Origin of the sequence: Legionella sp., assembly GCF_049790535.1 — a bacterium.
Classification (GTDB): Bacteria; Pseudomonadota; Gammaproteobacteria; order Legionellales; family Legionellaceae; genus Legionella.
Window position 1 is genome coordinate 18945 of sequence record NZ_JBAQZB010000064.1, and the last position, 13684, is coordinate 32628.

Here is a 13684-nt window from a genome sequence, read left to right on the forward strand (position 1 = left end):
CTTTTAGTCTTTTAAAGCTCCTCCAAAAGTTTAACTAGAACTGAGATACTTTCGGAATATCTTCGAAAAATCGCTAACGAGCTATCAGCAACTTATCTCTTTTTATATATGAACACTCTTAATTGGTAGAACAAATAGTTTTGAATTATATTGTTTAATAAAATTTTTTGCTCTATATGAGCTTAATTTAGACATATTTTCTTAATTTTTGTCTACTATAATAAAGAAATCACAAAGATTTCTTGGTATTTTATAATGAACTATTTGAAAAGTGTTACAGTATATTATTGGAGTACAAATCATATTGCCTTTAATATTACTCAAACCAATCACACTTTTGCGGATGGAAAATTTTTAGCGGTGTGTGATGAGGAAGGCAGAGTGGTTCATACTGAAAAATTCACCCTTACACACGATAGTGATCCAGAGAAACGATACACATCAAACTATACCCCAGAGGTGTTCAAAGATCTGATTAACATCTGGTTTGAAGGTAAAAAGAAAAAAATCCCTTCATTTGTTGATGATTTTTGGGAAGATTGTTCTCTTTATATCCGTGAAGATCAGATTGAACTACTAAAATCACTGTATCAAATAATGCTTGAATATCATGCACTTGATGATGATTACCTGCTAGATACTATTAAAACTTCAAAACAAGTTGAAATTAATACTACAAGTGGCTCAGAAAAACGTGTTCAATCATTAGTAAAAGCTGAGACTCACGAAGCATTACGTCCTTTGATAGAAAAACTGCGAGAAGATAAAACTACGCTTGAAAAAAAATACATTATTTTAGATTTTGTGGAGCAATTGAAATTTCAAAAAGGTCTGAGTATCGACACAGAAAATGCTGATGAAGACAGCATGTATGGTAAATTGCCTCTTAAAGAATGGGTTTTACCATTGGGAAATTCACTTATGTTAGATAATAATGATGAGTACCTTGAGCAGTTAAACTTATTCGGATTAAATGTAAAAGGAATTGAAAACGGTATAAAAAAATTTGAAGATCAAAAAAATATCGTTTATCGCGGCTTCAATGAAATTTATTTTAAGTTTTTTAGTCGATATCATAACTGTGCGGGATACTCTCGATTCTTACTCGAGCAAGGTGGTATCACTGCCTTTTGCTCCACTAATGAACTGGAAAAATTTGGCGTAACTAACCCCTCTTTGTTTGATGCGTACATGACTAAAGTTCAAGCTAGAATAACGGTGCTTAATGAACAAGCTCGAGACTTGATGAGAGATGCAGGTGTTGTTCCTAAACCACTTAAAACAATCAATACTAACTATTTAGCTGAGTTCAAAAAAAAGCGTGTCAAAATTTTTGATGAACTACCGAAAGCTGCTAGAAATGCCATTAATGAATATAATAAAGAATTAGTTGATGTAAGTTATGAATATAAAATAAAGTTATTAGCCAATTTAGTTAAGATTTTGCATAGTAACAGCATTAAACAGCCTGGAATCATTGATGCTATTCAGAAAGAAGTTAGAAGAAGCTATGAAATTAATTTTGATGCCCAATTTTCTCATAACCATTCATTTCAGTTAAAATGTCTGAGTTCGTTAGCTGCCATCAGCGTTGGCGCATTAGCAGTCGGCATCTTGGCAATTGCATTCCCACCCCTTATTCCAATTACATTAGCAGCAGCGGTCGTTATAACCACGGTAGGAACCACATCCCTTGCTATATCACAGGGATTATTTACAAAAAAAATGCAGCCTGAAAGACCATCTTCTAAACATAGTTATAGCAAAGACATAAAATCTAATGCAGTTAATGAAAATAATGAACTGTCTACAGATCAAGAGAATATAGATATTAAATTGCCCAACCCTGCAAAGTGAATTAATATTTACAATTATCTTAAAAACTTAGATACTAGAATTCAGATAACTGATTAAGGATAATCTTTATGTCAATGTCTAAACGTTTATATGTGGAATTCTTAGGTACTTTCTGGTTAGTTTTTGGTGGGTGTGGTAGTGCAGTACTAGCAGCAAAATTTGCCGGTGGCCTTGGCATAGGGTTTATGGGCGTTGCTCTTGCTTTTGGTTTAACCGTGCTAACTATGGTCTATGCCTTTGGTCATATTTCTGGCGGACATTTTAATCCAGCAATTTCTCTAGGTCTTTTTGCCGGCGGCCGTTTCAAGGGCAGTGACGTAATACCTTATATGGTGGTTCAAGTAATCGGTGGTATTGTTGCAGCTGCGCTGCTTTACTGGATAGCCAGTGGCAAGCCTGGTTTTGATATAGCCCATGGCTTAGCTAATAATGGTTATGGCAATCACTCTCCCGGTGGTTATACAATGTCTTCCTGTTTGATTGCTGAAATGTTAATGTCCTTTATGTTTATAATGATTATACTTGGAGTAACTGATAAGCGTGCTCCTGCTGGTTTTGCACCTTTAGCTATAGGTCTGACATTGACCCTAATTCATTTAATCACTATCCCTCTTACCAACACTTCCGTAAATCCTGCTCGAAGTACCGGCCCTGCTCTAATAGTAGGCGGTTGGGCTTTACAACAGCTGTGGATGTTCTGGCTGGCTCCTTTGGCAGGAGGTCTTATAGCAGGTATAGTGTATCGTTTATTTAAATTTGAAAAAAATAAATGATAGTTTCTTTTCACAAATTAGTTGGCGCATAGCTTGAGCTTGCGCCTCAAAAGTGAAAATCTTAATTATTTGCACTTAAATTATACAATTGCTCTAACCTTGACCTGAAAAAGTTTTCCCACTTAATTTTATCTTAAGAAATTGGGCCTACAATAAAATTAACAGACAGTGGGGGTTTTATCATGGCCAAAGAATCTTTGAACTTAAAACATGCAAAAAGAAATCTAGGTTTCTTTTCTAACATAACTAAGATGAATAAAAAAGTTAAAGAATTTAAGCTTTTAAATTCTTTGGTTAAGTTTACACAGGTTGATGAAGGTGAAATTAGTCGGGGCTCAAGCTATGCAATGTTCCCAGAATTAATTGACGATGTAAATAAAGGCGGTAAAGTCACTATAAAATCATTCAGGCAGGCTTTGGATGAAAGAGACATTGATGATTTAGACTTTCAAAATAAAGTTCTTTACATGGTCTTACAAACGAAAATAGGACTTCAATTTGGATTAGGTGCAATCCTCATTGATTGGTTCAATAGCCAAGATAATAAGTTTGCAATAAATCAAGACCAAAGCAAAGCAAGTCTTGAAGTCACTAGTAATGAAAAGGTAACTTTCATCTTCAAATTTATTTTGGATGACATTACCATAGATCCTAGAAAACCTGCAATTTCAGCCCTGATATATATTGATATTACTCCCCAAAAAGTAGCAATAACGGATTTCAATATCACACAAATATCAGATACTCCAAACGCTAGTGATGCTTATCAATTTCTTAAAGATAATCAGCAAAATATTCTAGAAAAAATTCTAGAAAAAATTCTATCGTACTTTAAACAACTCTTTGATTTAAATAATGGATTGGAATTAGAGAAAGATAATGATGAAAATTTTTCTTGGTCAGATAATACTAATAAGCTTAGGTGAGGCCACAAAGCCTCACCTAAGCTTATTTGATGTTTACATAAATCTTAAAAGGTATCAATTAGTCTGCCTGTATTTTTTCAAATTATCTACTATAGTTTAATTGACCAATAATTAGAATAATAAACAGGGGATATTATGTTACTGCGATGGAGTTTTGTTACCTTATTGCTGTGCACTCTCAATATTCCATGCTTTGCCGCTGACGAGCGTGAAATCGCGATCACCATTGATGATTTACCCTTTGTAGGATCAGGAACCAACACCCCAGCTAATTTTAAAAGAACTCAAGATCGATTTATGGCTATAGTAAAAGCGCTTGTCGATAATCGAGTACCCGCTACGGGGTTCGCCATTGGTGGCGCTGTTGCAAAAAATGAGTGGGAATTTCTGGAAACCTTTCGGAATCAAGGTTTTGCTTTAGGTAATCATACATACACACACCAAAGTTTAGGTGGAATGAGTGCTGATAAATACATTGCAGATATTGAACGTGCTGATGTAAAATTAGCCTCCGTGATGACTCAACCTAAATACTTCCGTTATCCTTATCTTGCTGAAGGAACGGGAGCCAAGAAACAAAAAGTTCTTGATTATCTGACTGCTCATCAATACACGATTGCGCCTGTTACGATTGACAGCAAAGATTATGAATTTAATGCCCAATTCTATAGAATTCCTTATAGAAAAAGAGCACAAAATCTCGATCAATTCAAAAAACGCTATCTAGCCTATATCTGGAAACAAACTTTAGCTGCAGAACGCAGAGCAAATAAAGCAGGGGGACAACCTGGAAAACAAATTTTATTGATTCATGCTAATCTGCTCAATAGCTTATGTTTAGAAGACGTAATTCAGTTGTACAAAAAAAATGGATACAAATTTATTAGCTTGGCTGATGCCTTAACAGGAACTATTGCTCAGCCTTTGAATGATAATACGGAATCAACAAATAATCTTACCGAACAACCGCCAAAAGAAACAGTGCCTAATTAAAGCAGTTGTACTGTAGTTGCATGGTTGTAGTATGACGTCGACTTAACTTACTTTCTCTTCTAATCGGGGGATCGCGTGTTTCGGTAACAGAAGCCAATAATGTCCTGTATTTTTCATATGACCTGCAACTAAAGTTGCCCTATCTCCACCTCCCCAAAATACGTCACCTCTAATTTTACCACGAATTGCCCCTCCAGTATCCTGAGCAATCATTAAACGCTGCATGGGCTTATTCACGTTAGGATTTTTACTGTCGGGACGTGTAGTATTGAGCCATAATGGCGTACCCATCGGTATCCATTGTTTATCAATGGCTAGAGAATAACCCGGAGTTAAAGATACCCCTTGTGACCCTAAAGCCCTGTTTTGGGCCATTTTACGGAAAAATATAAAAGATTTATTTTGATTAATTACCTTATTTAACTGTTTAGGGTGCTCAGTTAAATAACGTTTAATTGCTTGCATGGAAGCATTATCTTTAGTCATCACACCTTCTTTGATTAAGACACCTGCTATGGCAGTATAAGGCTGACCATTTTGTGCATCATAACCAATGGAGATATTATCACCATTTTCAAATTCAATTACGCCTGAGCCCTGAATTTCTAAAAATAACCGATCTATAGGGCTATTAATCCATACTAAAACTTTTGCTTTATCTTTAAGTGCACCATTATTTATTTGAGCACGAGTATGATAAGGAACTAATTTTTGTTTTACTAATCGGCCGACAAGCCTGCGATTTTTCAAGTCATTGAAAAACATTCCTAAATCTGAAGTAACTAGATCTTCAGGAGTTTCATATAAGGGAACACTAAACTCATTCGTTTTAGTATAACTGCCTTTAATTGCAGGTACATAATAACCAGTAAATAAACCAGGCCCTGTTTTTTTGTCATAAAACTCCACAGGTTGAAACCATTCCTGAAAAAAAGACTTCGCGTCGTTCTCAGTGACTGGGTTAATGTTTAATGCAGCATAACAAGCAGGATGCCAATCTTTTACTTGCAAATCAATATGCTCAGTACCCACGACCTGTTCGGGATTTTGCTTTACAAAAGCACGGCAAGAAGTCTGAAATGTTTCCAATGACTTTTTCAGATCGGCAGAATTCCATCCAGGAAGCTGCTTAAAAGTAACCGGCCTGAACATCGATGTTGGCTGTTTAGGTTGCTCTAATTGCCAGAACCACCAAGTTACTATACTCAGTAAAGTTAAGACAAAAAGTAGTAATATAGATAATATTTTTGCTTTCATATGAGAACAATTTTTACACGTTATGAGATATATTGCAACGAAAAATAATGTATTTTACTCCTGATTCTCCACGTATAACCCTATAAACCAAATAATTTATCCTGCTAACGAATTGATTTTTCTCCATTTATAAACTCTTTATAATTTTAATAAAGGAATAACATTAGAATAATCATCGGTCCATAAAAACTGCTTATCACTGGCAACAAAATGCCAATTTGTATTACTCATTAATTTAAATACCAAATTCTCATTTCTGGTTAATAAACCCCATTCGGAAGAAAACTGTCCTAATGCTCTATCACCATCATGTAGTACATGAAATACCATAAAATCTAAAGATCGGCCTGCGGCTGTAAGCACCGACAGTAATTCCAGATGACGGTTACTTAAATTAACTAAGATCGCTCCCTCTTTATTAATTTTTTGTTTATATAAAGTAAATGCCTCCTGAGTCATTAAATGTACGGGAACAGCATCAGAATTAAAGGCATCCAATATTAATAGTTTTTGTGAGGAATCGGAAAGTTTTTCTACAGCCAAACGACCATCGTCTTTGATAATATTTTTATGTGGGGGACAATCACGCAAGTAAGTAAATAATTGAGGATTTTTCGCCAATTGAATGACCTGCTCATCAATTTCAATAAAATTAAGTTGATCTTGCTGACGAAATTGACATGCAAGGGTACCAATCCCCAAACCCATGATAGTTACTGGCATTGAATTTGATCCATCTTGTAAATTTTCAATTACAGACTTAATTGCTCCGTAATATGAAATAGAGCCATTAGGCTTTGTATCTCCCATAAACTGTAATCCATGAACAGTAGATTGACTAATCAATGCGTGAACCATTCCTTTATCCACTACTTTTTTTACGCCATAAAAATTACGCTCTTGGGCTAAAACATCTTCCTTTTGTAAAGCGGGTGAAAAAATAAATCCAAATAAAATAAAGATGGAGAAAAACAGATTAATTTCACTTCGTTGCCAAACAACTGCTACCACCAAAGCCAAAATAGCACTAATTTGAAATGTTGAAAAATTGTTAGGCCAATGAATCTCAGGAATAATATACTGGCTTAGTAATAGGCCTAAAACAATCAAGGGGGTAATTAATTCTAATAAAGATTTATAGCTATTAAACTTAAATATTTTTATAGGGGATGGAGACAATACTAATAAACTTAATAGAATTGCTAAGGGATATTCATACACCTGATTAAATATATGTGGGGCTATAATCCCATTAAATATACCAGCAAGAACTCCACCAAGAGCCAGACATAAATAAAACAAAGTAAGTAAGTTCGGTTTTGGTCTTCTTAAAAATAGCTGTCTATGACAAAGCAATGCCACAATAAAAAAACAGAGCAGATTAAATAAAATAGTTTGCCAAACCCGGATTTGACTTGCATTTAAGATAAAACCAAGAATGACGAATACAAGAAAAAAGGGACAATTTCGTGCAAGCCATGAAAAAGATATGAGAGGCCTGTTCGTAAAGGCCAATATAAAAGTCACAAGATATAAGGCTAGAGGTAATGTCCAAAATAATGGTGTTGCAGCTACATCCGTGGTGATATACAAAGTGACACCTAACATAAAACTGCAAGGAACAAAACTTAAAATTACCCATGAGCATATCGTTTGCCACTGCAAAGAAGTATGTTTTTCACCTTCTACCCTCGAAGGTTTATAACGGTTCATATAAAGAACAAAAAATAAAATACCTGCATAGAAAATATAGCCTATACTCCATAAATAAAATTGATTTCTTATGCCAATAAATCGCTCAATCACTACTGGGTAAAGCAGCAAAGAAGCAAGACTACCCAAATTTGAAGCAATGTATAAAAAATAGGGATCAGCAGCTCCTTTTGCCTTAGTTTGACTATAAGCATATTGCAATAAAGGTGCTGAAGCACTAAGAACGAGTAACGGCAAACCTAACTGGGTAAATAAATTGTATAAAATATTCCATTCAGGAGACCCTTCAATTGGTAAGGGATAAAATAAAAGAGGTATTGCCGTAAAACTAAGAATTAGCAAGATACTATGGAGTAATTGCCAAAAAATGCTTTTTTTAAATAAACTCAAAAATGCAGCATATCCATAACCAAGTAATAGCACCGTCTGAAAAAACAACATGCAGACCGTCCACACAGCCGGAGTTCCACCGTAAACAGGTAATAAGGCTCTTGCTGCCATAGGTTGGATACTAAACAGAAGTACTGCACCAAGAAACAAACAAAAAGGAAATAAAAAACGTGACACAACCTATCCTTGATTGAAAATTAATTCACAAATGAATAAAGTAGTTCTCTCTAAAATTATATGCCATTATATTTTACTAAATACAAATTTCTATAATTCATCAATCGACAAAAGAGAATAAACTATGTAAAAATACATAATATATGGAATTCATTACAGATTCGAGAATAAAATGCATTATTTATATCAACTTATTGATCCTATTCTTCACATTGATGTTTATCTGAATAGTTTTGTTTCCACTTATGGATTTTGCACCTATTTTGTATTATTTGCGGTAATTTTCTGTGAAACAGGACTTATTGTAACTCCTTTTTTACCCGGAGATTCCTTGTTATTCGCAGCAGGAAGTATCGCTGCCCACCCAGACAATTCGTTTAATATTTTGCTTTTATTTTTATTATTATTTCTCGCATCTACTTTAGGGAATCAAATCAATTTTTTAATTGGTCGCAGATTAGGGCCAAAGATTTTCTTTGCAAATGAATCGTGGTTACTTAATAAAAAATATTTGCAAGAAACACATATTTTTTATGAGAAACATGGTGGGAAAACACTTATTTTTGCACGCTTTATACCAATAATACGTACCTTTGCTCCCTTTGTTGCTGGCATCGGAACCATGAAAGTACTTGCTTTTTCTTTATATAATCTATTCGGTGCTTTTCTGTGGATTGGTACTCTGCTTAGTTTTGGTTATTTTTTTGGGTCAATTCCATTAATTAAAGAAAATTTTACCTTAGTTATTTATGCGATTATCTTCCTTTCTTTTTTATCACCGGCCATTACTCTATTGAATAGGAAAAAAATCTAAATTGACCAAACTTTTCCTTTTCTATAAATAAACTCATACAATGGGTCACCTATTCAGCCGTTTAAGAAGAAACTGACAAAGTTTAAAATTTCACGAATTTACTAATTGAGATAATAAACCGTGTTGAATCCAGCTCTTTAAATAAGAAGCAGCACACAAAGCTACATCCTCAGGCTTAGTCCACTGACATAATCCCTCACAAAGTTCTGCAAATGAACTGCCTCGAATTAAAGCATCTAAGGCCCATGCTTCTTGCTGAGACAAACTATAAAATTGAATCAGGTATTCTGGTGAGCGCCATAAAACCCAGGCTATGGCCGAGGAACTATAGTGCAAATCTGGTAATTCCTCATCATGAGCTAATTTCTGCCATAAAGGAATCACATTCCAAAAATAATTAACTCGCCGCACCGATGGATGCAAGATGAATTGTAAATTGGCCCATGCTTCAACAGGGACTACTGCCATATCTTCAATCCGAACTACTAAAGCATCAGCCGCATCAAATATCAACGTCATGTTCCATTCGAAATCTGCCAACTCAGCTAAATGTGGATTTTGCCGATAATAATTTTTTACAAAATCAGCTAATACATCTCCGAACCAGCGAATAGAACGATAACAAGAAGGATGAGCGCTAATATATGCTTGGGCTAAGCGGTTAAATTCCTCTGTTCCTAAATAAGAATACAAAAAAGGAAAATTTGCTGTTAAACTTTCAATCAATCTTTGCACATAGGCATCGCGATAAATAGCTAAACGGGTGTCTATAGAAACAATTTCCGTTTGCACAATTGCATCGTTAATGTCTGATTCACCTACTAATAAAAATTTTTGAAATTGTTCTTGTAAGCGAACAAGCTCCGTCATACCGTCACCTCAGCTAGCAAAACAGATTGAGAAATTTGTCTCGCCTGATTAACTTCTGCTAGAAGTTCAGCTAAAGGTGGCATGTTGTCATCCCGTTCAATCATCGTTGATACCTTACCTAAACGTTGAATAGTTGCTGCATACAGATCCCAAACAGCTTGAATTACCGGGGCATCATGGGTGTCAATAATATAATTGCCGTGATTGGAGTGACCTGCTAAATGGATTTGTGCCACACAGTCTGCTGCCATGGCATTAATGTAGTCTAAAGGATTAAATTGATGATTAATTGAACTAACATACACATTATTGACATCCAATAAAATATGACAACCAGAGTGTTTCACTAATTCCAGGATAAATTCCCATTCGGTCATTTCAGATTGTTTGTAGGTAAGATAGCTGGATACATTTTCAATTAAAATCACGCGACCCAAAAAATCTTGTATTTGCTGAATTCGGGAAACAATATGATCCACAGCCTGATACGTATACGGAATTGGCAATAAATCATGAGCATTAATGCCGTTCACTCCAGTCCAACATAAATGGTCAGAAATCCATATGGGTTCCACTCGGGCAATTAAAGCTTTTAATTGTTTTAGATAATCTCTATCCAAAGGATCTGTGCTTCCTAAAGAAAGAGAAACTCCGTGCATTACTATGGGATAGAGCGCGCGTATTTTATCCAGATAATAAAGTGGTTTGCCACCGGGGACTAGGTAATTCTCAGTTATTATTTCCAACCAGTCTAAATCGGGTTTTTGCGCTAAAATTTCCTCATAATAATCAGGACGTAATCCCAAGCCAAAACCAAGAAAAGGCAATTTCTGTGTTTTACAGTGAAAACCATCCATATTAAACCTAGAAAAAAACAGGCATGTCATCCATGCCTGAAGTATGATAACTATAGTTATTGAGCAACAGTACCACCTGCTTTGTCACAATCCTCTTTCGACATTTGGGAAACACCTTTGCCTTTGCATGAGTTTTGCCCTTTGCATGAATTATCAGCGTTTTTGCAGCTGCTTTGTCCTTTACATGCATTTCCACCTTTACATTGAACCATTGGTGCAGAAGACGCACCATCACTTGCAAATGCTGGAGCCAAAGCAAACATAGAGGCAGCACCTACTGCAAGAGCGACGCCTGTTAATTTAATTTTGTTCATGAGTAAATTCCTTTTACGTTGGTTGATAAGTTTTTTGAGAGGCCAAATTAATTGGCCATTACATTTTAGAAAAAAAAATTTACTTTTGTCAAGTTAGCAAGGAGATTAACAACTACAACAAATTATACACTAAAAAGACGATACGAGGCTTTATCTAATAGTTCTAGTCTATTAGCAAAATTAGGTTTAAAATCACGATAAATTGGAAATGTTACATCCGATATTTTGGGTTGATCTCAGAAAAAACATCAGGATCAAAATTTTAAATTAATGGACTATTTACTAAAAATGAAAAAAACGTTTGTATTAATAAACAAATTCGATAAAACAGAGTTTATTGTAATTAAAGAAAATGCTTATGCTCAATCAAAAGACAAAGGACTTCATTAAACAATCCTCCTTAGATTTTTCAGAATTTATTTCTATCGGCAAATACGATTCCATCACTCGTGCTGATAATCTGATGAAAATTCTATCTCAATTAGAGGATACCAACCCATTTCTTAAAAAAAAATCTTGGAAATAATTAGCTTACTCTTTGAGTTTTAGACAATTACCAAAGCAACAATCCCCCAACAAGAGGATGAGGTACTCATCTTTGTGCTGCCATCCTCACAGAACTTTGGATGGGTTTAAACACTGTCAGAATAATCAACCGGATTGGTCGGAAAGAAAATTTATCAAAAGATTAATCGATATTTTAAGCTTTGGTGTCAAACCCCTATATCGTAACTTTTTTGCGAAAGAAATTCTTTTTTCTAAAAAAATTGAGCAGCCTCTTTTAAAAGAGATTAAGAAAAATATTCATCTCCAAAATGAAGATACTAAGCACAATCTTACAGTTCTTATATAACGGCGGTAGATTCTTCACGGGCGGCACGAAGCGGATTATACGGATAATTTGAGTTACCACCAGCAGTTGCAAAGCCCTCTACTCCTTTCTTTCTCAAAGACAGTTTGCCTGCTAAAATTTTTCCTTCCTTGCTTTCTGAACCCTTGCACCTATCACAATTGAGCGCCATAATCAGCTTTTTATTTATTTTAAAGGTTAAATAATGGAATTTTTAAGTCAATACGGTTTGTTTTTTTTAAAAGCTTTAACTGTGGTTGGTGCATTCTTGGTAATTTTTGCAGGTTTTTTTTCTATGAGCCGGCAGGCGAAATCTAAGTTGCAAATTAACTCATTAAATGAACATTATGAACATTTAAATTCATTAATGAATAAAGAAATTCTGGGAAAAAAATTATCTAGAAAGAAAAAAATTAAAAATGCTAAAAAACCTATACTTTATGTGATTAATTTTCATGGCGACATGAAAGCATCTCAAGTAGAGCAACTGCGTGAAGAAATCACTGCCATTCTCTGTATTGCTCAACCTAAAGATGAAGTTTTAGTATGTTTAGATAGTCCAGGAGGTATTGTCAATGGTTATGGTTTGGCTGCATCACAATTACAACGTATTCGTGATAAAAATATTCCACTGACGGTTAGCATCGATAAAATCGCTGCTAGTGGTGGCTATCTAATGGCCTGTGTGGCTAATCGTATCATTGCTGCTCCTTTTGCTATTATTGGATCTATTGGTGTTGTGGCACAAGTTCCTAATTTCCATCGTTGGCTTAAAAAACATGATGTAGATGTGGAATTGTTAACAGCCGGCGAGTATAAGCGAACTTTAACACTTCTAGGTGAAAATACGGAAAAGGGCAGAAAAAAATTTCAAGAAGATTTAGAAAAAATTCATGCTGCCTTTAGAAATTATATTGCTACCAACCGTGGGGAGCTTGATATGGATAAAATTTCTACGGGTGAGCATTGGCTAGCAAAAGACGCCTTCGATCTGAATCTTATTGACAAATTATCTACAAGCGATGAGTACCTCACTGAAAAAATGGCAGAATACAATGCATTTAAGATAACAATTCCTATAAAAACTTCGTTGGCAAACAAATTACTCAAACCAGCAATGAGATTAATGCATCCTTGGGGTTAAACAGCAGCCAGAGAACGATACACTTAAGCTGTTTTTGTTAAGAATCCCAGATTCTAATAAATTAAGTTGAATTATCATGCTAATAAACACATTGAAAGAAATCCAACAGAATGATTCACGTTTGAACCGATTGATCCTCAGTGTGAACAACATGGACGATACCACTCTTATATCCTTCAGCGAATCGCTCAAAAAACAACACGTTGACTTTTTTATTGCTTTCAAAAACATCTAAAGGAGATCAGGGTACAAAATATATCAGCGATGCACTCAAGAAAAATATCACCCTGACTGCCCTGAATCTTGAGTGCAGCTTCAGTGACGAGGCCAGTCTAAAATATTTGAGATCATAAGGTGCAATCAGGGGAGAGTTTAAACAGAAAAAAATGACATCACGCGAACATTAAGTCAATGAAGAAATTAAAAATTCACTTGTAGATTGCAGGATAAGTTAATCCTATATAATTCAGCAAAGTAAAATAGAATGGTATATAATTATGTTATATTATCCAATGGAGGGAATAAGCAATGAGTGACACGAAATCTAAATTTCCTAACTTTAAAGAATTGAGCTCTATGACGGGCAAATTATTTAAAGATATAAAAACTAGCGTAGGAGAAATTATTGAGGATTACAAAAAAACAAGAGTTAGTCCTGAAGTAAATGATAATGTTAGTAAAGAAACAAAATCAGAAGAATCTAAATCTGATCCTGTAAAGCCCGAAGAAAATAAAAATAAAGAATAAAT

12 protein-coding genes are annotated in these 13684 nt (G+C 34.8%); 7 read left to right on the top strand and 5 right to left on the bottom strand.

Annotation, left to right across the window (positions count from 1 at the left end; translation table 11 throughout):
• Positions 1-255: 255 nt before the first annotated feature.
• The 4 genes from WA877_RS03515 to WA877_RS03530 all read left to right on the top strand — a co-directional run bounded on the left by WA877_RS03515 (position 256) and on the right by WA877_RS03530 (position 4549).
• The gene (locus tag WA877_RS03515; protein WP_425169544.1) at positions 256-1857 is read left to right on the top strand and encodes a hypothetical protein; all 1602 of its coding nucleotides are present in this window, start codon (positions 256-258) and stop codon (positions 1855-1857) included.
• A gap of 68 nt (positions 1858-1925) precedes the next feature.
• A complete protein-coding gene (gene aqpZ, locus WA877_RS03520; protein ID WP_425169545.1) occupies positions 1926-2630 on the top strand; it encodes an aquaporin Z in 705 nt (234 codons plus the stop codon).
• Between the two features lie 182 nt (positions 2631-2812).
• Entirely contained in the window at positions 2813-3556 is a 744-nt protein-coding gene (locus tag WA877_RS03525; RefSeq protein ID WP_425169546.1) for a hypothetical protein, read from the top strand.
• 135 nt (positions 3557-3691) lie between these two features.
• On the top strand, positions 3692-4549 hold the full coding sequence (locus tag WA877_RS03530; protein ID WP_425169547.1) for a polysaccharide deacetylase family protein: 858 nt from the start codon (positions 3692-3694) through the stop codon (positions 4547-4549).
• 42 nt (positions 4550-4591) lie between these two features.
• On the opposite strand, the gene WA877_RS03535 is transcribed toward WA877_RS03530, so the two are convergent.
• Together WA877_RS03535 and WA877_RS03540 are read right to left on the bottom strand one after the other, a co-directional pair.
• Positions 4592-5806, bottom strand: a complete 1215-nt coding sequence (locus WA877_RS03535; RefSeq protein ID WP_425169548.1) for a murein transglycosylase A — start codon at positions 5804-5806, stop codon at positions 4592-4594.
• Between the two features lie 138 nt (positions 5807-5944).
• Positions 5945-8086, bottom strand: a complete 2142-nt coding sequence (locus WA877_RS03540; protein ID WP_425169549.1) for a fused MFS/spermidine synthase — start codon at positions 8084-8086, stop codon at positions 5945-5947.
• Between the two features lie 172 nt (positions 8087-8258).
• Between WA877_RS03540 and WA877_RS03545 the strand changes: the two genes are divergently transcribed.
• A complete protein-coding gene (locus tag WA877_RS03545) occupies positions 8259-8900 on the top strand; it encodes a DedA family protein (RefSeq protein WP_425169550.1) in 642 nt (213 codons plus the stop codon).
• A gap of 90 nt (positions 8901-8990) precedes the next feature.
• On the opposite strand, the gene WA877_RS03550 is transcribed toward WA877_RS03545, so the two are convergent.
• Genes WA877_RS03550 through WA877_RS03560 form a run of 3 tightly spaced genes read right to left on the bottom strand, consistent with a single transcriptional unit; the run spans position 8991 to position 10941 of the window.
• The gene (locus WA877_RS03550) at positions 8991-9770 is read right to left on the bottom strand and encodes a DNA-binding domain-containing protein (RefSeq protein ID WP_425169551.1); all 780 of its coding nucleotides are present in this window, start codon (positions 9768-9770) and stop codon (positions 8991-8993) included.
• A complete protein-coding gene (locus WA877_RS03555; RefSeq protein ID WP_425169552.1) occupies positions 9767-10627 on the bottom strand; it encodes a DUF692 domain-containing protein in 861 nt (286 codons plus the stop codon). Before WA877_RS03555 ends, WA877_RS03550 begins: the two co-directional genes overlap by 4 nt.
• A 56-nt stretch (positions 10628-10683) precedes the next feature.
• Entirely contained in the window at positions 10684-10941 is a 258-nt protein-coding gene (locus tag WA877_RS03560) for a hypothetical protein (protein WP_425169553.1), read from the bottom strand.
• A gap of 1055 nt (positions 10942-11996) precedes the next feature.
• Between WA877_RS03560 and sohB the strand changes: the two genes are divergently transcribed.
• Together sohB and WA877_RS03570 are read left to right on the top strand one after the other, a co-directional pair.
• Complete coding sequence (gene sohB / locus WA877_RS03565; RefSeq protein WP_425169554.1) at positions 11997-12935, top strand: protease SohB; 939 nt, start codon at positions 11997-11999, stop codon at positions 12933-12935.
• A 528-nt stretch (positions 12936-13463) separates the two neighbouring features.
• Entirely contained in the window at positions 13464-13682 is a 219-nt protein-coding gene (locus WA877_RS03570) for a hypothetical protein (protein WP_425169555.1), read from the top strand.
• Positions 13683-13684: the final 2 nt, after the last annotated feature.